Source organism: Spongiactinospora rosea (assembly GCF_003315795.1).
Classification (GTDB): domain Bacteria; phylum Actinomycetota; class Actinomycetes; order Streptosporangiales; family Streptosporangiaceae; genus Spongiactinospora; species Spongiactinospora rosea.
This window is the reverse complement of the sequence record NZ_QMEY01000007.1, coordinates 242,843-268,114: the sequence shown is the minus strand read 5'-3', so window position 1 is coordinate 268,114 and position 25,272 is coordinate 242,843. Positions and strand designations below refer to the sequence as shown.

Below are 25,272 nucleotides of genomic sequence, written 5' to 3'. Positions count from 1 at the left end.
TCTTTGTCCCGCAGGCGAACTTTTCCGTCTGCCGTGGCGTCTCACTGAGCTGTAACCGGTCCTGGCCTTTCAACTCAGGGAGACGTCGGTGATTTGGGTGTCCGCGATGCTCGCCCTCGCCATGGCGGCGATGACCTACGTCGCCACGGTGTCCACCAGGACGAAGATCCGGCGGCTGCTCCCCGCCGCCGACGTCCGCCAGGCACGGGGCGACCTGAACCACTACCAGATCGCCTTCCTGGCGGGCGGGCCGCGCAGGGTCGTGGTCACCGCGCTGGCGACGCTGGCCATGACCCGGGCGATCGAGATCGCCCGGGGCGGCCGGGTCGGTCTGGCGCGCGGCGCGGCGTCCTACGATCCGGTCGAGCTGGCCGTGCTCGACGCGGTCGCCGCGCGCCCCGGCCGGATCAAGGTGGCCGCGATCCGCGGCGAGGTGGCGCGCGGGCCGGTGCTGGAGGGCCTGCGCCACGACCTGGCGGGCCGCGGCATGCTCATCTCCGAGCAGGTGTACGCGCCGGTCGGCCGTGCGCTGCGCAGGCTGGGCAGGATCTCGCGGGCGGCTCTGGTGGTCGCCGTGATCGTCGCGGGGCTGGGCGGCGTGTCGGTGCCGTCCGTCGTGCTGGGGGTCGTCGTGCTGGGCTTCGCGCTGCACGCCCACGCCGTCGCCTCAGAGGCGAACGGCGACCGGCGCAACGCGGTGAGCGCCGCGGGCGACGCCGAACTCGCCGCGGCGCGGGACGTCTACCGCGAGGGCGGCCCGCCGGTCGCGCCCGGGGTCGTCCACGAGGTGGGGATGCCGGTCGCCCTGTACGGTCCGGGCGAGCTTCGTGACGCGAGTCTGCGCCGTGAGCTGACCCGCGACGGGCGGGACAAGTCCGGGGACGGTGACGAGGTCGGTGGCTGGAGCGACGGTGGCGACGGCGGCAGCGGCGGAGACGGGGACGGCGGGGGCGGCGAGTGACCCTTCCGGTTCCCCGCCGGGGGTGGCGGATCTCCGTCACCTGACCGATTGTGGGGACAGGAGACCCCCGGAGGCGGCGATAATTGCCTGTGTCGTATCGCCTGTCATCCGGGCGTGGCTCCGCGCGGTGAGGGCGGTGGCCGGAGGGGAGGATTCCCGTGGGCGTGCGTGATCTGCTCTACCGCCTGTACGAACGCAGGCTGGGCACCAGGCTCGCGCCTGACATGATCCCCCGGCATGTGGGCGTCATCATCGACGGCAATCGCCGCTGGGCGCGCTCGATGGGCCTGGACGACGTCAGCCGCGGCCACCGCAAGGGCGCCGACAAGATCTCCGAACTCGTCACCTGGTGCCGGGACGCCGGTGTCGAGTTCGTCACGATCTGGATGCTGTCCAGTGACAACCTGGCCCGTCCCAAGAACGAACTGGAGCCGCTACTCAAGATCATCGAGGACGTGGTGCAGGAGCTGGTCGCGACCGGGTGGCACATCAAACCCGTGGGCGCTTTGGACCTTCTGCCGGATCACACCGCACATGTCCTGAAAAATGCAAAAGAAGTCACCTCCGACCGCCCCGGGCTGATTGTGAACGTGGCGGTTGGGTATGGAGGAAGACGTGAGATCGCTGATGCGGTGCGCTCTCTCCTCCAGGAGCACGCCAGCACGGGGGCGAGTATCGAGGATCTCGTGGAGGTTCTCGATGTCGAGCACATCGCGGAGCATCTCTACACGCGCGGACTGCCCGACCCGGATCTGGTCATCCGGACCTCGGGGGAGCAGCGGCTCTCCGGCTTCCTGCTCTGGCAGAGCGCCCACTCGGAGTTCTACTTCTGCGAGGCCTACTGGCCCGATTTCCGTAGGGTCGACTTCTTGCGGGCACTCCGCTCCTACGCCGCGCGGCACCGGCGGTACGGCTCCTGAGTCGGCGTCCGTGCCGGAAACGGCACGTGAACTGCCCCTTTCAGTCCGGTTCGGCATATTGGGAACCGGCTGTTCAGGACGTACCGTAGAAGGCGGGCGGCAGCGTCCGCCCGCTTCGGAGAGGGCCCGCTGTTGCGCAACACACCTGCTGAGGGGGCCGGACTCCGGCTTCGCCGGCGGTGGAGCGCGGGGCCGGGTCCGGTACGAATCCCACCTCATCTGGTCAGGGCGTCGACCCCAAGAAGGCGCCCGGGGGAGATCGCGTGGCAGTGTCCTCGACCCATCTACCCAACGGCAGCCGCCCCGCGCGGCGCACCTACGTGCTGGACACCTCGGTCCTGCTCGCCGACCCGGCGGCGATGACCCGCTTCGCCGAGCACGAGGTAGTCCTGCCGATCGTCGTCATCACCGAGCTTGAGGCCAAGCGTCACCATCCTGAACTGGGCTACTTCGCCCGCAAGGCGCTGCGCTACCTCGACGACCTTCGGATAACGCACGGCAGGCTGGACGAGCCCATGCCGATCGGCGAGGGCACCGTGCGGGTGGAGCTCAACCACAGCGACCCGTCGATCCTGCCGGCCGGATTCCGGCTCGGCGACAACGACACCCGCATCCTCACCGTCGCGCGTTCGCTCGCGGCCGAGGGATGCGATGTGGTGCTCGTTTCCAAGGACCTGCCGATGCGGATCAAGGCCGCGTCGATCGGTCTGGTCGCCGAGGAGTACCGCGCCGAGCTGGTCGCCGAGTCCGGGTGGACGGGCATGACCGAAATACAGGTGACCGGCGAGGACATCGCCGCCCTGTTCGAGCACGGCACGCTGGAGCTGCCCGAGGCGGCCGAGCTGCCCTGTCACACGGGCCTGCGGCTGCTCGCCGCGCAGGGCTCGGCGCTGGGCAGGGTCGCGCCGGACAAGTCGGTGAAGCTGGTACGCGGCGACCGCGAGGTGTTCGGGCTGCACGGCCGTTCCGCCGAACAGCGGATCGCGCTCGACCTGCTGATGGACCCCGAGGTCGGCATCGTGTCGATGGGCGGCAGGGCCGGTACCGGCAAGTCCGCGCTGGCGCTGTGCGCGGGCCTTGAGGCGGTCCTGGAGCGCCGCCAGCACCGCAAGGTGGTGGTCTTCCGGCCGCTGTACGCGGTGGGCGGGCAGGAGCTCGGCTACCTCCCCGGCACCGAGAACGAGAAGATGGGGCCCTGGGCGCAGGCCGTCTTCGACACGCTCGGCGCGGTGACCACGCCCGAAGTGATCGAGGAGGTCATCGAGCGGGGCATGCTGGAGGTCCTGCCGCTGACCCACATCCGCGGCCGGTCGCTGCACGACGCGTTCGTGATCGTGGACGAGGCCCAGTCGCTGGAGCGCGGGGTGCTGCTGACCGTGCTGTCGCGGATCGGCGCCAACTCCCGCGTGGTGCTCACCCACGACGTCGCCCAGCGCGACAACCTGCGGGTGGGCCGGCACGACGGCGTGGTCGCGGTCGTGGAGAAGCTCAAGGGCCACCCGCTGTTCGCGCACGTCACGCTGACCAGGTCCGAGCGTTCGCCGATCGCGGCCCTGGTCACCGAAATGCTGGAGGACCTCACCGCCTGAGCGGCCGGAGGGTCGTCACGGGGGGAGCTGCGTGTCCGGCGAGGCCAGGTCTCTGAAGTCGCTGCACACGTACTCTCCCCGGGGGTGCGGGGCGCCGTCGGGCTCCATCTGGGTGATCTGCACGAGCCAGATCTCCCGGCTGCGCAGCCCGGCGGTGGTGCAGGTGAGCTGGGCCTGCGCGGTCCGGCTCAGCTCGCCCTCGCCGACGACGAAGATGTGCAGCCGGAACCCGCGCGGCATGTCGGGGTCGTTCCTGGCGACCTGGCCGTACCTGCTGAGCTGGCTGTCGCGCAGGGTGAACCCGCGCAGGTCCGAATCCATGCCGGGCGGCAGCCGGTCGCTCGCCTTGAACAGCGCGGTCACGATGTCCTCGATGGTGTTGGAGGCCGCCGACACCCTGGCGGGCGCGAGGCGCTGCCCGCGCAGCAGGTAGACGGTGATGAAGGTCGGCTCGAAGCTGACCACGGGCGCGTGCCCGTGGTCGGCGACGCCGCCCGCCTCGATGCCGCACCCCAGCGGTGCGGCCAGCAGCAGTGCCGCCGCCATCCACCGCGCCCGTTTCATGAGCCTCATGCGTTCGGCAGCCAGACCGTGAACAGCGTGCCGGGGTCCTGCCGCCGTACCGAGATCGTGCCGCCGTGCAACCGGGCGTTGGCCCTGGCGATGGACAGCCCGAGCCCGCTGCCCTCGCTGCGCGCCCGCCCCGCCTCGGCCTTGAAGAACCGGTCGAACACGTGCGGCAGGTCCTCCACCGAGATCCCCTTGCCGTGATCGCGCACTTTGACCTCCAGCCCGTTGGGCGTGCCACGGGCGCTGAGCAGTACCGGGGGCGCGCCGTGCCGCAGCGCGTTGCCCACCAGGTTGGCCACGATGACGTCGAACCGCCGCGGGTCCAGGGTGAACGCCAGCCCCTCGGAGACGTTCACCCGCACCTGGTCTCCCCAGCCGCGCACCTCCAGGCAGTCGGCCAGCACGTCGGCGATGTTGACCCGCTCGACGCGCAGGGTGGCGGTGCCCGCGTCCAGGCGGCTGGCCTCGATCAGGTGCTCGACGAGCACGCGCAGCCGGGCGATCTCGCCGAGGACCAGCCGTACCGCCTTGGCCGGTTCCGGCGGGAGGCGTTCGGCCTCCTCCTGGAGCATGTCGGTGACCGCGGTCATGGCCGCGAGCGGGGTGCGCAGCTCGTGGGAGACGTCGGCGACGAAGCGCCGCGAGATGGCCTCCAGCGAGCGGAGTTCGGTGACGCTCTTCTCCAGCGCCGAGGCCGACTCGTTGAACGTCGCGGTGAGCCGCGCCAGCTCGTCGCTGCCGTGTACCGGCAGGCGGGTGTCCAGGCGGCCCTCGCCGAGCGCGCGGGCGGCCAGGCCGAGCCGGCGGACCGGCAGCAGTACCCGCCGGGCCGACAGCAGCGCGCCGGTGAGCCCCACGATGAGTGTGATCGCGCCCGCCTTCGCCAGGCCCTCGCGCAGGTCGGCCAGGATGCGCTGCTCGTCGGCGAGGGAGACGAAGACGTACACCGTCATCCCGGTCGGCAGGATCGCGCCGTTCCTGGCCAGCCGCTGCACCTGGGTGCCGATGACCAGCCACGTCCGCCCGTCGATCATCTTGCGCTGGGACACGATCCGGTGCCTGGCCCGCACCTCCAGCTCGTAGGGCACGTCGTCGAGCGTCATGTGCTCGGCCGAGTAGATCGCCTCCTGGTAGGTGAGGATCACCTCGCGGCCGGGGGCGCGCAGCGACCTGTGCACGGCGCTCAGATCCTCGCCGGCGGGCGGCAGCTCGCCCGGCCACAGCGCGCCGATCGGGACCGAGATCTGCTCCAGGGTGTTGGACACGTCGGACACCGCGGCCCGCTCGGTGCGGTTCACCAGCGCGGTCTTGACCAGCGTGTACCCGATCCCGGCGACCAGCGCGGAGGCGCTGATCGCGACCAGGGCGAAGGTGATCACCAACCGGCCGCGCAGCCCGGTCGGCCGTTGCCGGGCCCGCCTGAGCACCCCCAGCGCGTGCCGGAGGTTCTTCACGGCGGGCTGAAGCGGTAGCCGAACCCGCGGACCGTGTGGATGAACACCGGTTCGGCGGGCACCGGCTCGATCTTGGCCCGGACCCGCTGGACGCAGGCGTCCACCAGGCGTGAGTCGGCGATGTGGGAGTGGTCCCACACCACGCGTAGCAGGTGGCGGCGGTTGAGGACCTGGCCGGGGTGGCGGACGAGTTCGAGCAGCAGCCGCAGCTCGGTGGGCGTCAGGTGGATCTCCCGCCCGGCGCGGGTCACCTTCAGCGCGCCGCGGTCGATCACCAGGTCGCCGAACGCGATCCGGTCGGAGGAGGCCGACTCCGCGCGGCGGAGTACCGCCCGGATGCGGGCGTCGAGCACCCGCGGCTCGACCGGTTTGACGACGTAGTCGTCGGCCCCTGCCTCCAGGCCCACCACCACGTCCAGGTCGTCGCCCCTGGCGGTGAGCAATATCACCGGGAGCTGGTCGAACCTGCGGATGCGGCGGCACACCTCGACGCCGTCGATGCCGGGCAGCATCACGTCGAGAATGGCGATCTCGGGGCGGCGGGCGCGTATGTGGTCCAGGGCCTCTTCGCCGGTGGTGAAGGCGGTCACCGAGTGGCCCTGCCGCGACAGGGCCAGCTCCAGCGCCGTGCGCACCGAGGGATCGTCTTCAACGAGGAGGATGCCAGCCACGCGGTCATTATGGTTCGCCGGTCAGTGCCGCCGTCGTGTGTCACGGAACTGTGACATATCACCCATGCAATGCGGATAGAGGGCGGCAAGTCTGGTGGGGGGTCCGTCCTTCGGGCTCGGGGGTTCCGAAGGGGGGACCGCTTTTCGTGCATCGGGCAGTGTTTCCTGGCGGCAGGGTAAGCATAATGTGGCGAACATCACACTCGCCGGGAAAGTCCATGTCATCGCGCGACTAGATCATCCAAGCGGTGAACGGTCGCTTGCCCGGGCGGCCCAATTCCGCCGTTCCGGTTGCGGAGTACCCCCTGGTTCACGGCATGCTCATAGGTCGTGAGTTCAGGTCCGGAGTTGAGAGAGCGCGCCGCGTCCCAAGGGACCCGGGGCCGCCGCAGGAGCACCCAGCGCTCCGGTCGCGGCGCCGCCTCCCCCGCCTCCCCGCCGCCCCCGAAACGTCCGCGCGGCGCGTCATGGCTGTCCCCGAAGCGCGTCATCATCCTCGGCGTCACCCTGGTGGTGATCGTCGGAGGCGGCGGCTTCGTCGCCTACACCGCCTACGAGAACTCCAAGCGCCCGGTGTCCGCGCCGCCGCCGCTGGAGGAATGGGCCAAGCTGTTCGGCGGCGACCCGTTCGCCCCCGACGCCGAGGCCGACGTCCAGAAGGCCGCCGCGGCCCAGGCGATGCGCCGGCGCGTCCTTGAGGACCGCAGGAAGGGCCGCGACCCGCTGGACAACGTCAAGATCGCCGAGGAGGCCCCCGGCGGCGACGGCTTCCTGCCGAAGAACTTCCCGCAGGGCTCCAACCCCGACCCCGGCAGCAACAAGGCCATCGGCAAGGAGATGAACGCCGCGGCCGGGTTCGGCGCCGAGTGGGGCTGCCTGGAGAAGCTCTGGCACAAGGAGAGCGGCTGGAACGAGCGGGCGATGAACCGCTACAGCGGCGCGTACGGCATCCCGCAGTCACTGCCCGGCTCCAAGATGGCCAGCGCGGGCGGCGACTGGCAGACCAACCCGGCCACCCAGATCAAGTGGGGGCTCGGCTACATCAAGGGCCGGTACGGCTCGCCCTGTGGTGCCTGGGGCCACTCCCAGTCGGTGGGCTGGTACTGAGGGCCGGTACTGAGTGCTGAGGCCCGGTACGCGCCGGGGGTAATTCACGGCCCAAGGGCGGGTATGCACACGCCGTGCTTCCCGCCCGGGTCGGCAAGCCGCAGTGCGCCGGGCCCCGTGCGCGCGCAGGCTTGCCGGCATGGGTGTGAAGGTCAGCGTGGTGATGCCGGTCCGCGATCCCGGGCAAGACGCGGACGCGGGCATCCGCTCGGTGCTTGAGCAGACGTTCCCACCGGACGACTACGAGGTGATCCTCGTCGATGCCGGATCGGCCCCCGGTGTGGCGTCCCGGCTCGACGCCATGGCCGTGGGCCGGCCCCACGTACAGGTACTGCACCTGCCGCGGGCGGGCTGGCCGATGCGGGCGCGCAACGCGGGCCTGGCCGCCGCCCAGGGCGAGTACGTCTACCTGATCGACCAGGGCGACCGGATGCCGCCCGGGGTGGTGCGGCTGATGTACGAGCGGGCGGTGGCGGCCGAGGCCGACGTACTGGCCGGGCGGGTCGTCAAGGACGGCGGCCTGCCGCCCGCGGTGGCCCAGGTGGACCGCGACCGCGCCGACATCCTGCGCGACCGGCTGCTCACCCAGCTCACTCCGCACAAGCTCTACCGGCGGGCCTTCCTGGAGGAGCACGGGCTGCGCTTCGACGAGCGCGGCGGCCCGCTGGCCGAGGAGACGTTCGTGCTGCGCGCGTACCTGGCGGCCAAGGTCGTCACGGTGGTCGCCGAGTCGGTGTGCTGCCGGGTCACCCCCCGGCCGCGCCGCGAGCAGCGGCCCGCCGACGCCGCCGCCGAACTCGACGCGCTGCTCGACATCGTGGACGACCACACGCCGCCGGGCAGGCAGCGCGACCGCATGTACGCCCACTGGTTCCGCACGGTGGTGCTACGGCCGTTCTCCACCGGCAGGTTCCTGGCCTCCTCCAAGGACCGGGCCGAGATGTACGGCGCGATGCGCGAACTGTCCGTACGCCGCTTCCCGTCCCGGCTGGACCCGCTGCTGCCGGTCCACCTGCGCGCGGTGGCCGTACTGCTGCGGGCCGGACGCCTGGACCAGCTCGCCATCCTGGCGGGCATCACGCGCGGCGTCGGCATGCGCGTGGCGCTGCGCGAGGCCCGCTGGGAGCACGGCGTGCTCAACCTGTCCCTCGCGGGCGAACTGACCCAGGCCGACGGGTCGCCGCTGTGGTTCCAGGTGGCCGACGAGCGGCTGTACTGGGTCCCGCCCGCCGACATCGACCCGCTGCTGCTGCCTCCGGCGCTCACGGAGGTCGGCGACGCGGTGGCGCGGGCACGGATGCACGTCTTCGTGCGGCACGAGGAGACGGGGGAGATGTTCGCGGTGCCCACGACGAGCGAGATCCACGTCAAGGGCGACGGCGACGAGGTGCGGCTGGTACTGGCCGGGGAGGCCCGCCTGGACGTCTCCACGGTCGCCGTGGGGCATCCGCTGGACCGGGGCATGTGGGAGATCCACGCGAGGATGCAGGGCGGCTCCTACCACGCCAGGGCCCGCGTCACGGGGGGCCGCCCCGGCGGGGCCACCGGCCGCCCGCACGGCACGGACGCGGGGCACGCCTGCGCGGGCGCGGTCGCCGACCACCCCAAGCGGCTCATCGTCCCGTTCTGGTCGGATAAGGGGACCCTTCAGGTGTGCGTGGACCCGCGCTCGTATGCCGAGTCCATCGCCCTGGTGTCACCGGGGTCCTCGGTCGTACGGCGGGACGGGCACCTGTTCGTGGTCGTACCGGTGCCGTACGTGCCGCCGAGCGGCGGCCCGCCCGTGGAACTGATCCTGCGCAACGGCTCCCGCGAGGTCACCGCCCCCGGCCTGGTCGAACCCGGCGAACCCGGCGAACCCGGCAGACTGGCGGGTCAGCTCGCCGCCCGCGTCCCGATCCGCCGCCTCCCGGCCGCGGGCGCCCTCGGCCCCGGCTCCTGGACCCCGGCCCTCCGCACCTCCGAACGCGAGATCCCCCTCCACTTCACCATGGACATCACTCGCACCGGCCGCCCCGCCATCCGCCCCGCCGGCACCCCGCCCCCCACCCCTTTCCACCGCCGCGTCCTCACCACCCTCAACGACCCCCGCCGCCTCCTCCGCCGCTTCTGAGCGGGGCCGGCACGGCGGCCGTCGATACGAAAGCGGCCACCGCCTGACCTTTCAGCGCCCTCACGCCTCAAGAACCAGAACGGTGGCGGCGTCTCGGTCACCCAGGGGCCTTCTACGGCACGCTATGACACCAGGCCCGAAAACGTCCGGCAGATAGCGGCGCGGCCATCAGCAAACCGACATGTATGTGGTCCATGAGCTGATACGGTCATTGAGCTCGTAAAGCCTGTCCGCCCAGCGACCCGGATCCAAGATAATCCTCACCCCGTCAAGGTTTCTGTGCTCGTAGAAGCAAACCGTCATGCTGCTGCGATTCCAGATGGAAGACGTCCTGTCGTTCCAGTCGCTGCCGACGTTCAATACCTCGCGGTCGCGCTCACCCCACGCCTTCATGGCTCCCTTGCCTTCGACGTGCTGATAGAGGCATATCATGCCCGGGTTGCAGAAGTCCCAGGCCGTGGCCTTGGCCTGAGCCGGTGCCGCGGTGCCCAAGGTGGTCATCGCGCAGGCCACCGCTATCGCGCCGGCGAGCAGGGTCTTTCGCTTTTTCACTTTTCACCATTCGCTCGTGTCCGTGCCGCATGTGGCTGGGCCATGGCTCGTGGGTGCGGGAAGTGCGCCTCGTTCATGCGTACCTACCGGCATCGTCCCGATCCTTGGGGCGCGCTCACGCCGCACGGCGCCTGTGGAGTGCGGAAAGAATGCACCCGGTGGATATCCAGCGGCAAGCCCATTTTCTGTCCATTTGATATCCACACACACTTCCTGGTCCCGTACCGGCCATCCGGCGCACGGCCCGTCGCCTCGCGTTCGTGCTCCACGACTCCTTCGGGGCCGTGGCCCGACCTCGTTCGCCCCTTTTCCGCCGTCCTGGCCATGCTTGACGCTCCCAGCTCTAGGGGGCACCATGCGGAGAACGGTTCGCTAGGTTTCTAGCAAGGAGGCTCCATGCGCGCCACCTTCCTCGGCAAGGACCCGGAGTCCCAGGAGGGACAGTCACCCACTCTGTTCGCCACCGATCGCACCGACCGCGTCACCTACATCGCGCAGGGTTGGAAGGTCATTGACCCGCAGGCACTCGCAGACGTGGGTGAGGTACCCGACCACGAGGCTCTGATCGAGATTCCGGAAGAGGTGCTCAAGATGTACGTGCTCCGCTACCTGGACGACGAGGGTCGGGGCTGAGTCGGATGATCGAGCCCGGCCCCGAGTTCGGTCGGCTCTTCCGGAGGTTCGAGCACACCGCCTTCCGATTGGAGACGCGCGACCTCTACAAGTCCGCGAACGAGGCCGAGGCGCTCGACCAGTTCACGGCGGGTGTGCCCGTGGACATGGGGTGGTTCCAGAACTGGTTGAGCATGATTCGGGAGGCGACTGCGGCGGGTCGGCGGTTCTCACGAGTCCGAGTCGTGAGTACACCACTCACCGACTACAGCCGCTTCGGCATCTTCTGCTCGGAGTACACCAACGAGGCCGGCGAGGACATCAGGTACTTGAGGCGTGACGACGCCTCTGGCCTGCCGGACTACGACTACTGGTTGTTCGACTCGTCCAAGCTGGTGCGGATGCACTTCGACGACGACGAGAACTTCCTGGGCGGCGAACTGATCGAGGATCCCGCCGAGATCGTGCAGCACAACTACTGGCGAGATGCGGCTTGGCACCGAGCCGTACGACGGGACGACTTTGCCGCCGAAGCGAACGACCAGCATCACCAGCGTTCACGAGGCACGTGATGCTCTCGGCAAACGACTCCGCGAACTCCGCACCGCCGCAGGACTCAGCGGTCGTGCGCTCGCGGAGTCCTTGTCGTGGCCACCGTCCAAGGTGTCGAAGCTGGAGAACGGCAAGCAGACGCCGACCGACGACGACATCCGTGATTGGACGCGGGCCACGGGTAGTGAGGGTGAGACCGAAGCCTTGCTCGCCTCCCTGCATACCCTCGAAGTCCAGCACGCGGAGTGGCAACGACAGCTTCGCGTCGGTCTGAAGCCGCACCAGCAAGAGATCGCGGAGATCAATGCCGAGACGCGGCTGTTCCGGGTGTTCGAGTCCACCTTCATCCCTGGCCTGCTTCAGACGGCGGAGTACGCCCGTTACCGCTTCGCGCAGAGCATCACGGTCTTCAAGGTCAGAAACGACATTGACGAAGCGGTGGCCGCGCGTGTGCGGCGGCAGGACATCCTGTACCGACCTGACAAGCGCTTCCATTTCGTGCTGACCGAGGCGGCCCTCCGATACCGGTTGTGCCCACCAGAGATCATGCTCGGCCAGCTCGATCGCCTCGTGTCGCTGTCGGCCCTGCCGAACGCGAAGCTCGGCATCGTCGCGTTTGAGACGGCCTATGTGGTCGCGCCTGCCCACGGCTTCTGGTTGCTGGACAACGACCGCGTGATGGTCGAGACCTTCTCGGCCGAGTTGAACCTTGCCCAACCGCAGGAGATCGCGCTCTACGGCGGCATCTTCGAAAGCCTGGCCGGAGCCGCCAGTTACGGCCGCGGTGCCCGAGCGATCATCAACCGGGTCATTGACGATCTCGCCTCTGAACCCCGGGAAGATGGCGACTGATTTCTGGCCATTCACCAGCCTCGAGTATTTCGAGAAACCCGAAGAAATTTTCTATCCACTACGGCCTTTTCTTCCTACTCTGCCGGTAGGGACGCCGAACCGCGTCCGCCCTCGAGGGACTTGGAGTGGCCAGTGGTGCCCCGTGTCGCCCTGCTGAGCAAGGACCAGATCGACAAGCTCCCCAGGCGTGCCCGTGAAGTCGTGGAGTACCGCAAGAGCGGTCTCAGCCTGAATCACATCCAGGGCTGCCCGCTGGACTGCGCGTACTGCATCCGGCACACCTACGGCCTGTGGGATCAGCGGGTGCCACGGGCGCTCATGTCCGACGCCCAGGCCGTTGAAGAGCTGGTCGCTCATCAGTACTTCCAGCCGCACGTGACCCCGGTGCAGGTCTTCAACCGGGCGACTGACCCCTTCCTCCCGGCCGTCCGGCCGCACACGCTGGCCGTGCTGGAGGACCTGGACGAGCGCGAGCTGACCAACCACGTCCTCGTCATCACCAGGCACCAGATGAAGCCTGGGGACTTCGAGCGGCTGAACCGGCTCCGGCACATCAAGCTCACTCTGCTGTTCACGTACTCGGGCATCGACAACAAGGACATCGAGCCCTACCCGTCGTCCGTGGCGGCTGAGTCCTTGAAGCTCATGAGCAGGCCGACGCGCCGCCGGTATCGCACAGTTCTCTACTGGCGCCCGCTGGTGCCGGGTCTGAACGACTCACCGGAACACCTGGACGCGGCCTACCAGCTCGCCCAGCACGCCGACGCCACGGTGTTCACCGGTCTGTTCTACCGGGATGAGATCGCGGGCTACTACAAGGCCAACGGCCTGCCCGAGCCGTACGAGGACACCGCCCGCCGCAAGATCGTGCCCGAGACGCTGGAACAGCGGGTGCTGGCCACGTTCGACGCTACGACACCGTTGTTCCGCAAGACCTCGTGTGCCGTCGCCTACGCGCATGGCCTGCCGGACTACAACGGGCACATCGGCATCCCGGGGCTGTGCGACATCTGCCCGCTGAGCCAGCTCGAACTGTGCCGGACCGCGCACAAGGTGCCGACACCCGACCGGTTCCGGGAGGTCGCGGCACATCTGCCTGAAGCTCGTGGTCTTGTGGTCGTGGACATCACCGAGCGGGCGGCCGTGGTGTCCGGCCTGGAGACCGAACAGCCGCGTTACCACCTGCAACACGCCCTGGGCTTCCAGGTTCACGACGTGCGCCACCCGCACCGTGAGCGCTGGCATGGTCGTGCCGACATCGGCTGGGAGGGCGAGAACGAAGATGACTGATTGGACGAGCCTGAGTTTTGTGGTGGTCGATGTCGAGGGCAACGGCCACCAGCCGCCCGACTTGGTGGAGCTGGCCGCCGTGCCGGTGATCGGTGGCATCATCGGGGAGCCGATGAGCTGGCTCGTGAAGCCGGAGACGTCCATCAAGCACTTCGCCACCCGCATCCACGGGCTGACCAACGAGGACGTGGCCGACTGCCCCACGTTTGAGGACATCACCGGCAACGTAGTGGCGGCACTGGACGCAGACATCCTTGTTGCGCACAACGCCCACGTCGATCTCGGTGTGCTCCAGCGCAAGCTCACCGGCTGGGAACCGCCCGAGGTGTTCGATACGCTCAAGCTCGCCCGCCGCTTGGTGCCGGGGCAAGACAGCTACCGGCTCGGCAATCTGACCGAGGTATTCGGTCTGGCCGAAGGGCTGCCGGGCGACCTCACGCCCCACCGTGCGACCTATGACGCGCTGGTGGCGGCCCGGCTGTTCGTCCTACTCGCCACCAAGGCGTACAGCCTGGAAGAGCTGCGCGGCGAGTCACCAGGAGGGGGCGAGGATGAGCCTCCGGCCCTTTTCTGAGCGTCAGCGGGGCCGGTTCGTCAGCGTGGACGGACCGAGCGGCGCAGGAAAGTCCACGATCGTGCGACACCTGGCACAGTTACTCGTTGCCGCTGGCGAAGACGTGCATGTCACGGCCGAACCGTCCACCGGCCCCATCGGCGCACTGTGCCGAGAACTGACCGAGACGACCACACGTCACGCGCTGGCCTGCTTGTACGCGGCCGACCGGTACCACCACCTTGAGGCCGAAGTCCGGCCCAACCTTGAAGCGGGTCGCGTGGTACTGAGTGACCGCTACATCCCGTCCGGTCTGGTGATGCAGCGCTTCGACGGCATTGACCCAATGTTCCTCTGGCGACTGAACGCCGAGGCTGACCGGCCCGACCTGGCCGTGATCCTGGAAGCCGACCCCGAGGTCATCTCCGAACGACTCCGGGAGCGTGGGCCGCACAACCGCTTCCAGCTCTCGTCCGGCAGTAGCCACGCCGAGGTTCACTTCTACCGGCAGGCCACCGAGCGGCTGATTCAGGCGGGCTACGACGTGCTGCGCGTGGATGTGAACCGCCGGCCTCCCGAGCGGTCCGCGGCACTGATTCGTGATCGGCTGCTGGCCTTCTTCGCTCCGGCTGCGGGGTGAGCCGTCCTGGTCGAAACGATCGAACTGGGGGCCGAACCCGGTTATGACTCCTGGCTGTTGGTGGGCGACACCTCGCCGGTGGGCACGGCGGTGTGGGTGAGCCGGGCCCGATGGGATCTGTTCCTGGCGCGGGTCGGGGATGCGGTGCCCGGGGTGTGGCTGCCGGTGCTGACGGCCTGGGATCACTGGAGGGAGTTTGAGGATGGGGCCAGAGGTGGCCGGTTCGACCAAGTGTAGATGCGCTCGGCGGGGGGTGCGATGGACGGTGTGATCGGGGCGAGCCATGGTGCGGGCCTGGCGGTGGAGCCGTCCGGCATGGGTAGCGCGTGGCTGCGGTCTTGGGAGCGGGCCGACCGGATGAGCGGTGCGGTTTTGGTGTCGGGCTGGGGTTCGTGGGGTTCGTCAGAGACGTACGGGCCGGGCATCTGGTGCCGGTGGCGCGCGGCGGGTTGATCGTCGTGACGGTGGGCGATGCCGATCCGGAACGTCTGGGGCAGGGTGGTGACGACGGTGGATTCGTGGCGGGCGTTCGTCACTCGCGTTCATGCAAGGGAGTTCGATCGGTTCTGCCGGATGCGAGACTTCGTGGCGGACGTGACTCTGCGACGTCCCCACTTCGGCCGGGCGATGCAGGCGGCGTCACGATTTGGCCGGCCTTCCCGGATACAAGGGAGGGTTCCCGTTTTGGGTGCTTGGACCGGCGTGTATGCGAGTTAGTCGGTGGCGCGAGCGTCGGGCGGAGCCCGACACAAGAGAAAGCGGCTGAGCGAAGCGAAGGCGATTGCGGGCGTATGCGCGGTCCCCCCCGCGCGGAGCGCGGTTCTCTACACGCGTGTAAGCGCGGGGCCTGCATGTGTGTGAGGGCGGGCCCGCCGGAGGTGGGGTGGGGCTCCGGCGGGTACGGCGGGAGGGGCCTGCAGGCCCACGGGGGTGGGTCAGTTGCCTGGGGGGCGGGTCATGGAGAGGACGTCGAGGATGGCGTCGAGTTGTTCTTCGGTGAGGGTGCCCTTGGCGACGTGGCCGCGGTCGAGGACGGCCTGGCGGATGGTCTTGCGTTCGGACAGGGCCTCCTTGGCGATCTTGGCGGCCTCCTCGTAGCCGACGTGCCGGTTCAGCGGCGTGACGATCGACGGTGAGGACTCCGCGTACTCCCGGCAGCGCTCCGCGTTGGCGGTGATCCCCGAGATGCAGCGGTCGGCGAACAGCCGGGAGACGTTGGCCAGCAGGCGGATCGACTCCAGGATGTTGCGGGCGATGACCGGCATCATCACGTTCAGTTCGAAGCTGCCCGCCGCGCCCGCGAAGGCGATGGCCCCGTCGTTACCGATGACCTGGGCGGACACCATGCACACGGCCTCGGGTACGACCGGGTTGACCTTGCCCGGCATGATCGAGGACCCCGGCTGGAGGTCGGGGAGGTTGATCTCGCCGAGCCCCGCGCGCGGGCCGGAGCCCATCCAGCGCAGGTCGTTGGCGATCTTGTTGAGCGCCACCGCCGTGACCCTGAGCTGGCCCGACAGTTCGACGATCGCGTCCCGTGCGCCCTGGGCCTCGAAGTGGTCGCGGGCCTCGGTGAACGGCAGGCCGGTCGCCTCGCGCAGTCCTGCGATGACCTTCCTGGCGAACCCCGGCGGCGTGTTGATCCCGGTGCCCACGGCAGTACCGCCGAGCGGCAGCTCGGTCACCCTGGTCAGGGCCGAGTTGATCCGCGCCACCGCGTTGTCGATCTGCGTCGCGTAGCCCGCGAACTCCTGGCCCAGGGTGACCGGCGTCGCGTCCATCAGGTGGGTCCGTCCCGACTTGACCACCTGGGCGAACTCGATCGACTTGGCCCGCAGCGCGGTCGCCAGGTGTTCGAGGGACGGGATCAGGTGGAAGACCGTCTCGGTCGTCGCCGCGACGTGGATGGAGGTCGGGAACACGTCGTTGGACGACTGCGAGGCGTTGACGTGGTCGTTCGGGTGGACCTTACGGCCGTCGCCCAGCCGGGACTCCGCCAGGGTGGCGATCACCTCGTTGGCGTTCATGTTGGAGGAGGTGCCCGAACCCGTCTGGAAGACGTCGATCGGGAACTCCGCGTCCCATTCGTTCTCCGCCACGTCCGTGGCCGCCTGCGCGATGGCCTCGGCCAGGTCCTTCTCGATCACGCCCAGCTCGCCGTTCACCTCGGCGGCGACGGCCTTGATCAGGCCCAGGGCCGCGACATGGGCGGGTTCGAGCCCTCGGCCGGAGACCGGGAAGTTCTCCACGGCCCGCTGGGTCTGGGCCCGCCACTTGGCGTCAGCGGGAACGCGTACCTCACCCATCGAGTCATGCTCGATCCGAAACTCGCTCATGTGCTTAGTCTGCGCTGCCGCCCCGAGCGAGGATTCACCGGCTCAGGTGAATGCCCGCACCACGAAGATCAGGACCACCGCGAGCAGCAGCAGACCGGCACAGACCAGGATGAACTTCCGCGCCCGGCTCTTGGAGTCACCGACCTCGGGGGGCGGCGGACCGGCGATCGCGAACAGGTCGGTGCCGAGACCGCCCCCGCTCAGCGTGCCCTCGTCGCCGCCGGGGCCCCGGCCGGGCCTGCCGGTGCCGGGGACACCGGCCACGGGGATGCCGGGATAGGAGGACGCGGGCGGGCCGGAGACGGCATTCGGCGGGGCCTGGGGGACGGGGGGGGACGGCACGCCGCCAGGAGCGCCGGGGCCGCCCTGGGGGGCGTAGGGGGGCATGGCGGCGTGGTCGCCGGTGCGCGGCATGGCCTCGTACGGCCCGGTACCGGGACCGGGGGCCTGCGGCGGCAGGCCGCCGGGAGCGCTGAACGGGCCGGTGCCGGGCGCGCCGTGCGGCGGCATGGGGGCCTGCGGGTACTGGCCGTAGCCGTTCTGTGGCGGCTGCGGGTGGGCGTTGGTCTCATGGCCCTGCGGGACGGCGGGCTGTGCGGGCTGCTGCGGCTGTGCCGGTTGCTGTGCCGGTCGCTGTGGCTGTGGCCGGGGCGGCACCGGCGGGCCAGGGGTCTTCGCCGGCGGCAGCCTGACGCCGGACGGCCTCGCCACCGCGATGGTCCGCTCCGGGTCGAAGGGCCGCTCCTCCCGTTCGTCCCGCTTGGGCCGGGTCTGCTCGGGATCGTACGGCGAGGCGTCCCGCTTGGGCCGGGTCTCCTCCGGGTCGTACGGCGGGGCGTCCCGCTGGGCCGCGGCGGCGGGCCGGGCCGCCGGAGGTTCGCCCGCGCCCTGGTCCGGACGCCCGGCGCTCGGCGCGGCCGGGTACCCCGGCGGCGGGGCCGGTGCCGAGAACGGCTCCGACAGCGCCGCGGGCAACCGCGGAACCCCCGCCCTGGAAGCACTCCCTGCCCCGGAACCAGCCCCGGCGGCGGGGCCTGCCGGTGGACGGTGGGCGGGGGAGGGGCCCCGATCGGCCCCCGAAGGGCCGGGAACCGGTTCGTCCGAGGGGGTGTCCGCCACCGCCCGTAGCATTGTCGCCGCCTTTCCGGCCGAAAGCCGTACCTTGTGGTCCTTCTCCAGCAACGCGTCCAGCACCGGCCGCAGCGGCCCCGCCTGGGTCGGCGGGTCGGCGCTCTCGGTCATCAGCGCCGCCAGCGTCGCCGCCACCGACGAACGCTCGTACGCCGGCCGTCCCTCGACCGCGAAGTACAGTGTCGCGCCCAGCGACCACAGGTCCGACTCCGGCCCCGTGTACTCGCCGCGCGCCCGCTCCGGCGCCGTATACCCCGGCGACCCGATCACCATGCCGGTCCTGGTCAGCTTGGCGTCACCCGCCGCCTTGGCGATGCCGAAGTCGGTGAGCACCACCCGCCCGTTCTCGGTGACCAGTACGTTGCCCGGTTTGACGTCACGGTGCAGGATGCCCTGGGCGTGCGCCGCGCGCAGCGCGCCGAGCAGGTCCGAGCCGATCTCGGCGACGAGGCGCGGCGGCAGCGGCCCCTCCTCGTCGATCACCTGCTCCAGCGAACGGGCCTCCACCAGCTCCATGATGATCCACGGACGTCCCTCCGCCTCGATGGCGTCGTAGACGACGGCGACGGACGGGTGGTTGATCCGCGCCGCGGAGCGGCCCTCGCGGAGCATGCGTTCGCGCAGCTCGGCCTGCTGCGGGTCGCTGAGTCCGGGCTCCTGGCGGATCTCCTTGACCGCCACGTCGCGACCGAGGGAGTGGTCGCGGGCTCGCCAAACGGTTCCCATGGTGCCACGGCCGATGGGCGAGATCAGCTCGTAACGATCGGCGAGCAGGTGGCTCTGACGATGGGGCGGCATGTGTAGACGATAGCCATTTCTGGTTACGAACCGCTTTAGCCTCGCTTGCGAAGTTCGCGCGGCCAGAAGCGGCGAGGCAGGACCATTCTGATGATCGTGGACATACGCAGCACCAATGGCCTGGGCGGCGGTGGCTCGGCCGGTTTGCGATGCACTCCCTCCGTGGCCCGGCGGTGACCGCCGCGCTGCGCTTGCGACTGGGGCGGCACGGCGGGCGCGCCGCCGGGACGATGCGGGGCCACCGGCGCGTCGCGCGGCGGCGCGGGCCGCGACTCGGCCCGGTGCACGCCGCGGTGGCCGGGCCTGCGCGCGGCCGGCGGGACGGGGATCGCCGCGCGCACGGGCTTGCGGGCGGCCTGGGCGAGCGGCTCCTCGGCCGAACCGCCCGCCGCCACCCTGGCCAGCATCAGCGACGCCCTGGCCGCGTCGAGCCGGGTGTCGGGGTCGATGCGGAGCAGGCCGCGCAGCACCGGGGCGAGCGGCCCGGCCTTCTCCATCGGGATCGGCGCGCCGCTGGTGAGCGCGGCCAGGGCGGCCGCCGCGGTACGCCGTCCGTGCAGGCCCTTGCCCTCCACCGCGGTGTACAGGGTCGCGCCGAGCGACCACAGGTCGGCGGCGGGGCTGGCCTTGTCGCCCAGCACCCGCTCGGGCGCGATGTAACCGGCGGAACCGAGCACGATGCCCGCCTGCGTGATCGACGCGTCACCCTCCAGCGCGGCCAGCCCGAAGTCGGTCAGCACCGCCCGATCGTGGGTGACCAGCACGTTGCTCGGCTTCACGTCGCGGTGCAGGATGCCCTTGGCGTGTACGGCGCGCAGCGCGCCCAGCACCTGCCTGCCGATCTCGGCCACCTTGCGCGGCGGCAGCGGCCCCTCCTCGCGGATGAACTGCTCCAGCGACCTGGCCTGCAGCAGCTCCATCACGATCCAGGGCCGGTCGTCCTCGGTCACCACGTCGAACACGGTGATCACCGAGGGGTGCGCGACCATGGCCGTCGCCCGTCCCTCCCGCTCGGTCCTGGCGCACAACTCGGAGCGCAGATCCTCGTCGAGAACGAGCGGCAGACGGACCTCCTTGACAGCCACTTGACGGTCCAGGAGCTCATCGCGTGCTCGCCAAACGGTGCCCATGCCGCCGCGGCCGACAGGTTCGCTCAGCCGATAGCGCGCGGCAAGAAGGTATCCCGAGGGCGCACGCATGGGTGGCAGCTTACCGATTTGCGTAATGCGACCTGTAGAGACAGGGCCGCTTTTTTGTCGAGATCTTCGGTCAGAGCAAGCCGGCGGGGGTGCGTCCCCTGCCCGACCATGGTCTCAGACATCGCTCGCGGCTGGTAGAGCGGGCCACTATTGCAAGTAGGTTGCATTTACGTCATCCTGGCAAGTGTCAGTTTGGTCCCAGGGGGCCTCGTGGCATACGGCCTGGTCGCAGCCGCCGCTTACCCGGCGGAGGCGACCGGCCAGGCGTTCGCCGCAGTGTTCGCCCGGCCGTGCGCCACGAGGCTTCCGACCGACTCCGACGCCCCTGGTCACTCTCCGGTGACGGATCGGGGGGCGGCGAATCGGATGTCGTGGGCGTCGCCGGGGGCCAGGAAGTTCAGCAATCGGGCACCCTCCTTGGTCAGGTCGTCGGCGTCAGGGTCGGGCAGCGGGGAGTACGGGCGCAGGGTGAGCACCGAGGTCCGGCCCTGCCTGGTGACCCGCCAGTCACCGGCCGTGAAACCGTCGATCAGGAACGAGGAGACGGCCCAGCCGTGCGGATCGTAGTTCTGCGCGTAGTAGGCGTCGGTGATGACGCGCGAGCGGTCCGCGTGTGAGCGCAGCAGGTTGTCGTAGTCGTACAGGAAACGCGCGGGGGCGGGGACGTCCGGGCCGGGGCGCGGGGCGCCGGGGAGGTCGAACAGCCGGCCGCCGTCCTCGGTGCGGAACTCGGCCAGGTCAAGGCCGGTCATCACCTCCGTCAGCCGGGTCAGGCCGGACCACTGCTGCACGTCCTGTACCGACGCGGGCCCGAACGCCGCCAGGTAGCGCAGCACCATCGTCTGCGGCGTCATCGCGTGCACGTCGCCGGCAGGACCGAGCCAGCTCTCGGCCGTGGTGTGCGCGACCGGGCCGCTGCGCCCCCACAGGCCGCGCGGAGGCACCTGGACCAGGGTGAGCCAGGCCCGCGCGCCCTGGCCCAGCGCGTGGGGGTCGTGGTCCGGCCACTCCTCGGCGAGCAGCCTGCCCAGTGCGGCGAAGGTCAGCGGGCGCTCGGCCAGGTGCGCGCGGGCGGCGGCGGCCAGCCGTACCGGATCGACCCCGGCCAGCCGCCTGCCGAACGTCGTCATCGTGGCCCGCTCGATCATCGGCTGCACCAGTGGCCGCAGCGCCAGGCAGTCGCGCGCCGAGACCAGGTGGATCGTGCCGCGCATCAGCGCCGCCCTGACCAGCTCCCGCTCGCCCAGCGGCCCCGCGGCCGACTCGCCACGGAACCCGTGCAGCCGCGACCACAGCCCCACGTACCAGGTGTGCGGGGTCTGCGCCTGCAACCCGGCCAGGTGCTCCACGGCGTCGATGACCGGCATCTCGGCCTTGTCCAGCAGCAACTGCCGGGCGAGGGTCGCCCGGTTGACCGCCCGCCTGCTCAGCACGTTCTCCATGCGCCCCACGGTAGAGGTGGTGGCGGACACCTCCTGTCACCCAGGTGACCAGTGATTGGACAGTGAATGGAGGGGCGAATGGACAACGCCGGGGTGCATGGTGGTGTGGGAGATCTCGGCCAGCGGACGACCGTTCCGCGATCAACAACAGCCATGGCAGGTACCTTCCCGAATGAGCACTCCCGACGAGCCTCTGAGCCCGTTCTCCCAGGCCGCGAGGCGACCCCGTCGATGGCGGAGGGCGGCCCGGGTCACCCCGCCCACGCAGGAGGAACTGGACTCCTTACCGATCGACAGACGGCAGGAAATGTACGAGGCCCGCCGCCAACGGCCCTGGCAGGCCCTCAACTCGATCGGGATAATCCTGGGCCTGGTCTTCACCGGCGGCGGTCTGTACTACACGGCGCTGACCTGGCAGACCGGGCAGGAAGAGCTCCGGGTCACCCAGGAACAGCAGATCACCGACCGCTACACCAGGGCCGTCGAGCAGATCGGCCCGGGCAGGTCGCTTGAGGTCAGGGCCGGCGGGGTGTCCGCGCTGGCCCGCATCGCCAAGGACTCGGCCCCCGACGCCGGGACGATCCAGAACGTCCTGACGGCGTTCATCCTGGAGCACGACCGTCCGGGCAGGCTCAAGGGCCGCGACCGCCCGGGCACGCCTAAGGGCATGGCCACCTGGAAGCCGGGCGCCGACCTGAACGCCGCGCTGCGCGCCCTCGGCGACCTCACGCGGCGTACCACGAAGGAGTTCCCGCGCCTGAAGGACGCCAGCTTCACCGGCGCTCAGTGGGGCTCCGTGGACCTGGCCGGCGCCTACCTCGCTGACGCCGAACTCGTGCAGGCCGACATGATGTACGCCGACCTGCGCGGCGCGGACCTGCGCTCCGCCAATCTGAACGGCGCGACCCTGAACGCCGCTGACCTCACCGGCGCCGACCTGCGCGGCGCGCAGCTGAAGTACACGTCCCTGTACCGGGCGAACCTGACGGGCGCACGGCTCACGGGCAAGGTGCTCTTCCCGGGAACCGACTTCACCGACGCGAATCTGACCGGCGCCGACCTCAGGGGTGCCGAGATCGGCGCGGCTGTACTGGCGGGCGCGAACCTGAGCGGCGCGGACCTCAGAGGGGTCAAGGGCATGACCCCCGACGAGATCCGCAGAACCACCAAAACCGACGCGACCACCAAGTTCTGAACCAGTGGGCCCGGTGATGGCCGGGCTTGTAACTTGTGACTCATTTACGTGCGGGGGCGGGTGGGGATGCCCATGAAGGTGGCTCCGCCGTCCTGCCGGCGTCGGTCGAAGAAGTCGTTGCCCTTGTCGTCGACCACGATGAAGGCCGGGAAGTCTTCCACCTCGATCTTCCAGACCGCCTCCATGCCCAGCTCCTCGTACTCCAGCACCTCCACCTTCTTGATGCAGTCCTGGGCCAGCCGGGCGGCCGGGCCGCCGATCGAGCCGAGGTAGAAGCCGCCGTTGCGGCGGCAGGCCTCGGTGACCTGGGTCGAGCGGTTGCCCTTGGCCAGCATGACCAGGGAGCCGCCTGCGGCCTGGAAGCGCTCGACGTAGGAGTCCATCCGGCCGGCGGTGGTCGGGCCGAAGGAGCCGGAGGCGTAGCCGGTGGGGGTCTTGGCCGGGCCTGCGTAGTAGACCGCGTGGTCCTTCAGGTAGGCGGGCATCGGCTCGCCCGCGTCGAGCCGCTCGGCGATCTTGGCGTGGGCGATGTCGCGGGCCACCACCAGCGGGCCGTTGAGGGACAGCCGGGTCTTCACCGGGTGCTGGGACAGCTCCGCCAAGACCTCCCACATCGGACGGTTGAGGTCGATCCGCACCACGTCACCGCCAAGGTGCTCGTCGGTGGTGTCGGGCAGGAACCGCGCCGGGTCGGTTTCCAGCTTCTCCAGGAACACGCCCTCAGGGGTGATCTTGGCGAGCGCCTGCCGGTCGGCGCTGCACGACACCGCGATGGCGACCGGGCAGGACGCGCCGTGCCTGGGCAGCCGGATCACCCGCACGTCGTGACAGAAGTACTTGCCGCCGAACTGCGCGCCGATGCCCAGACCCTGGGTCAGCTCGAAGACCTTCTTCTCCAGCTCCAGATCGCGGAAGCCGTGCCCGCTGGCGGACCCCTCGGTGGGCAGCGCGTCGAGGTAACGGGCCGAGGCGTATTTGGCGGTCTTCAGCGCGAACTCGGCGCTGGTGCCGCCCACCACCACCGCCAGGTGGTAGGGCGGGCAGGCGGCGGTGCCCAAAGAGCTGATCTTCTCCTCCAGGAACTCCAGCATGCGCCGCTCGTTGAGCACCGCCTTGGTCTCCTGGTAGAGGAACGACTTGTTGGCGCTGCCGCCGCCCTTGGCCATGAACAGCAGCTTGTACTCGTCGGGGTGCCCGCCGGGGTCTTCGGCGTACAGCTCGATCTGGGCCGGGAGGTTGCTGCCGGTGTTCTTCTCCTCCCACATGGTCAGCGGCGCCATCTGCGAATAGCGCAGGTTGAGCGTCGTGTAGGCGTCGTAGACCCCGCGCGAGATGTGCTCGGCGTCGTGGCCGTCGGTCAGCACGTGCCGGCCGCGCTTGCCCATCACGATCGCGGTGCCGGTGTCCTGGCACATGGGCAGCACGCCGCCGGCCGAGATGGAGGCGTTCTTCAACAGGTCGAGCGCGACGTAGCGGTCGTTGCCGCTGGACTCGGGGTCATCGACGATCTTGCGGAGCTGGGCCAGGTGGGAGGCGCGCAGGTAGTGCGAGATGTCGTGGACCGCCGCCTCGGTGAGCCGGCGCAGCGCCTCCGGCTCGACCTCCAGGAAGGACCGCCCGGCGGCCTCCACCCGCCGCACCCCCTCCGTGGTGATCAGCCGGTACTCGGTCTCGTCGGGGCCCAGCGGCAGCAGGTCGGTGTAGTCGAACTCGGGCATCGTCGCGTCGTCCTCCTCAGTGGTCCCTTTGCGAGTCGAGATTAAGCCCGCGCCGCCCTCCCCGTGTCACGGGATCGGCCACCTGTGGATAACTCGCGGTTCACCCGACCGGCTGCCTGTGGATAACTTCGGGTTCCTCAACGGACTCCCCGCCGGCCGCAGGACGAGGACGCCTGCCGTACAGGCCGATGACGATGCCCGTTATAACCAGCCCCGCCCCCACAAGGTCGGCGGGAGTGGGCGTGGCCAGGCCGAGTACCGCACCCGTGACGATCGCGCCCACCGGGATCAGCCCCGCGAACAGCCCCGCCCGCGCCGGGCCGAGCCTCGGCAGCGCCGTGTACCAGAGGAAGAACGCCCCCACGGTCACCGCGATGGACAGGTACGCGAAGCCCAGCCCTTCGGCGACCGTCGGAGTCCGCAGCATCCCCGCCGCCCCGTCCGTGACCAGCCCCAAGGTCAGGAACAGCGGCACCGCCAGCGCCGTCGTGTACGCCGACACCCGCACCGCCCCCAGCCTGGGCAGCAGCGGCAGGGCCAGCAGCGAGAAGGACACCTCGCAGGCCAGCGCCACCAGCGACCACAGCAGCCCCGGCAGGTTGCCGGTGCCCAGCCCGGTGGCGATGGTCGCCCCCGCCACCACCACGGACGCCCCCACCAGAACGTGCGGAGCCGGACGGCGCCCGCCGACCAGCGCCAGCGCCAGAGGGACCGTGCCCAGCACCGTCCCGGCCAGAGCGGGCCCCGCGTGCCTGGTGGACTCGATGACCGCGACGTTGAACAGCACCAGCCCGGTCAGCGTGAGGAGCACCAGCAGCACGGTCTCGCGCAGGCCGAGCCGTACGAACCGCTGCCCGAGCAGCCGGGCCATGGCCAGCAGCACCAGCGCGCCCACCGCGTAGCGGACCGCCTGCCCGCCGTACACCGGAAACTCGTTGATCAGGTCGGACACCCCGGCGAGCGTCCCCACCATGAACATCGCGACGGAAGCCATCACGACGTTCCGCCCGTTAGCAC

Annotated in this window: 22 protein-coding genes; 12 read left to right on the top strand and 10 right to left on the bottom strand. The window is 70.1% G+C overall.

From position 1 onward, the window contains the following. Positions 1–88 precede the first annotated feature (88 nt). From DP939_RS19340 to DP939_RS19330, 3 genes are all read left to right on the top strand, one after another. On the top strand, positions 89–961 hold the full coding sequence (locus DP939_RS19340; protein WP_147268047.1) for a TIGR04222 domain-containing membrane protein: 873 nt from the start codon (positions 89–91) through the stop codon (positions 959–961). Positions 962–1,119: 158 nt separating this feature from the next. Next, on the top strand, positions 1,120–1,881 hold the full coding sequence (locus DP939_RS19335; RefSeq protein ID WP_111171153.1) for an isoprenyl transferase: 762 nt from the start codon (positions 1,120–1,122) through the stop codon (positions 1,879–1,881). Between the two features lie 320 nt (positions 1,882–2,201). Next, a complete protein-coding gene (locus DP939_RS19330) occupies positions 2,202–3,470 on the top strand; it encodes a PhoH family protein (protein ID WP_199565275.1) in 1,269 nt (422 codons plus the stop codon). A 15-nt stretch (positions 3,471–3,485) separates the two neighbouring features. On the opposite strand, the gene DP939_RS19325 is transcribed toward DP939_RS19330, so the two are convergent. Genes DP939_RS19325 through DP939_RS19315 form a run of 3 tightly spaced genes read right to left on the bottom strand, consistent with a single transcriptional unit; the run spans position 3,486 to position 6,165 of the window. Beyond that, complete coding sequence (locus DP939_RS19325) at positions 3,486–4,034, bottom strand: hypothetical protein (RefSeq protein ID WP_113982114.1); 549 nt, start codon at positions 4,032–4,034, stop codon at positions 3,486–3,488. A 5-nt stretch (positions 4,035–4,039) separates the two neighbouring features. Then, positions 4,040–5,494, bottom strand: coding sequence for a sensor histidine kinase (locus tag DP939_RS19320; protein ID WP_225878357.1), 1,455 nt, complete (start codon positions 5,492–5,494; stop codon positions 4,040–4,042). Then, the gene (locus tag DP939_RS19315; RefSeq protein ID WP_113982112.1) at positions 5,491–6,165 is read right to left on the bottom strand and encodes a response regulator transcription factor; all 675 of its coding nucleotides are present in this window, start codon (positions 6,163–6,165) and stop codon (positions 5,491–5,493) included. The genes DP939_RS19320 and DP939_RS19315 overlap by 4 nt, the downstream gene beginning before the upstream one ends. 330 nt (positions 6,166–6,495) lie before the next feature. Between DP939_RS19315 and DP939_RS19310 the strand changes: the two genes are divergently transcribed. Both DP939_RS19310 and DP939_RS19305 read left to right on the top strand, forming a co-directional pair. After that, complete coding sequence (locus tag DP939_RS19310) at positions 6,496–7,272, top strand: aggregation-promoting factor C-terminal-like domain-containing protein (protein WP_225878356.1); 777 nt, start codon at positions 6,496–6,498, stop codon at positions 7,270–7,272. Positions 7,273–7,411: 139 nt separating this feature from the next. Further along, positions 7,412–9,385 (top strand): glycosyltransferase family 2 protein, encoded by a 1,974-nt coding sequence (locus DP939_RS19305; RefSeq protein WP_113982111.1) that lies wholly within the window; start codon positions 7,412–7,414, stop codon positions 9,383–9,385. 168 nt (positions 9,386–9,553) lie between these two features. On the opposite strand, the gene DP939_RS19300 is transcribed toward DP939_RS19305, so the two are convergent. After that, a complete protein-coding gene (locus tag DP939_RS19300; RefSeq protein ID WP_113982110.1) occupies positions 9,554–9,937 on the bottom strand; it encodes a peptidase inhibitor family I36 protein in 384 nt (127 codons plus the stop codon). A 396-nt stretch (positions 9,938–10,333) separates the two neighbouring features. Between DP939_RS19300 and DP939_RS19295 the strand changes: the two genes are divergently transcribed. The 6 genes from DP939_RS19295 to tmk all read left to right on the top strand — a co-directional run bounded on the left by DP939_RS19295 (position 10,334) and on the right by tmk (position 14,436). Beyond that, entirely contained in the window at positions 10,334–10,570 is a 237-nt protein-coding gene (locus tag DP939_RS19295) for a hypothetical protein (RefSeq protein WP_113982109.1), read from the top strand. A gap of 5 nt (positions 10,571–10,575) precedes the next feature. Beyond that, positions 10,576–11,121 (top strand): DUF6879 family protein, encoded by a 546-nt coding sequence (locus DP939_RS19290; RefSeq protein WP_225878355.1) that lies wholly within the window; start codon positions 10,576–10,578, stop codon positions 11,119–11,121. After that, on the top strand, positions 11,036–11,953 hold the full coding sequence (locus DP939_RS19285) for a helix-turn-helix domain-containing protein (RefSeq protein WP_113982107.1): 918 nt from the start codon (positions 11,036–11,038) through the stop codon (positions 11,951–11,953). The genes DP939_RS19290 and DP939_RS19285 overlap by 86 nt, the downstream gene beginning before the upstream one ends. A 132-nt stretch (positions 11,954–12,085) precedes the next feature. After that, the gene (locus DP939_RS19280; protein ID WP_113982106.1) at positions 12,086–13,243 is read left to right on the top strand and encodes a radical SAM protein; all 1,158 of its coding nucleotides are present in this window, start codon (positions 12,086–12,088) and stop codon (positions 13,241–13,243) included. 19 nt (positions 13,244–13,262) lie between these two features. Continuing rightward, complete coding sequence (locus DP939_RS19275) at positions 13,263–13,817, top strand: 3'-5' exonuclease (RefSeq protein WP_199565262.1); 555 nt, start codon at positions 13,263–13,265, stop codon at positions 13,815–13,817. Continuing rightward, the gene (gene tmk, locus DP939_RS19270) at positions 13,795–14,436 is read left to right on the top strand and encodes a dTMP kinase (protein WP_113982104.1); all 642 of its coding nucleotides are present in this window, start codon (positions 13,795–13,797) and stop codon (positions 14,434–14,436) included. The genes DP939_RS19275 and tmk overlap by 23 nt, the downstream gene beginning before the upstream one ends. A gap of 935 nt (positions 14,437–15,371) precedes the next feature. Here tmk and DP939_RS19255 read toward each other — a convergent pair. The 4 genes from DP939_RS19255 to DP939_RS19240 form a co-directional block, all read right to left on the bottom strand. Then, the gene (locus DP939_RS19255) at positions 15,372–16,772 is read right to left on the bottom strand and encodes a class II fumarate hydratase (RefSeq protein WP_113982101.1); all 1,401 of its coding nucleotides are present in this window, start codon (positions 16,770–16,772) and stop codon (positions 15,372–15,374) included. 42 nt (positions 16,773–16,814) lie between these two features. Next, positions 16,815–18,701 (bottom strand): serine/threonine-protein kinase, encoded by a 1,887-nt coding sequence (locus tag DP939_RS19250; protein WP_113982100.1) that lies wholly within the window; start codon positions 18,699–18,701, stop codon positions 16,815–16,817. A gap of 35 nt (positions 18,702–18,736) precedes the next feature. After that, entirely contained in the window at positions 18,737–19,900 is a 1,164-nt protein-coding gene (locus tag DP939_RS19245; RefSeq protein ID WP_113982099.1) for a serine/threonine-protein kinase, read from the bottom strand. Between the two features lie 329 nt (positions 19,901–20,229). Then, positions 20,230–21,342 (bottom strand): winged helix DNA-binding domain-containing protein, encoded by a 1,113-nt coding sequence (locus DP939_RS19240; RefSeq protein WP_113982098.1) that lies wholly within the window; start codon positions 21,340–21,342, stop codon positions 20,230–20,232. A 307-nt stretch (positions 21,343–21,649) separates the two neighbouring features. Between DP939_RS19240 and DP939_RS19235 the strand changes: the two genes are divergently transcribed. Next, positions 21,650–22,537 carry a pentapeptide repeat-containing protein gene (locus DP939_RS19235; RefSeq protein ID WP_158578621.1) on the top strand — a complete coding sequence of 296 codons (888 nt, stop codon included), beginning with the start codon at positions 21,650–21,652 and terminating at the stop codon, positions 22,535–22,537. Between the two features lie 44 nt (positions 22,538–22,581). Here DP939_RS19235 and DP939_RS19230 read toward each other — a convergent pair whose 3' ends face one another. Continuing rightward, positions 22,582–24,255 (bottom strand): fumarate hydratase, encoded by a 1,674-nt coding sequence (locus DP939_RS19230; RefSeq protein ID WP_199565261.1) that lies wholly within the window; start codon positions 24,253–24,255, stop codon positions 22,582–22,584. A 100-nt stretch (positions 24,256–24,355) separates the two neighbouring features. Beyond that, positions 24,356–25,249 (bottom strand): DMT family transporter, encoded by an 894-nt coding sequence (locus DP939_RS48740; RefSeq protein ID WP_263972332.1) that lies wholly within the window; start codon positions 25,247–25,249, stop codon positions 24,356–24,358. Between the last annotated feature and the right edge of the window lie 23 nt (positions 25,250–25,272).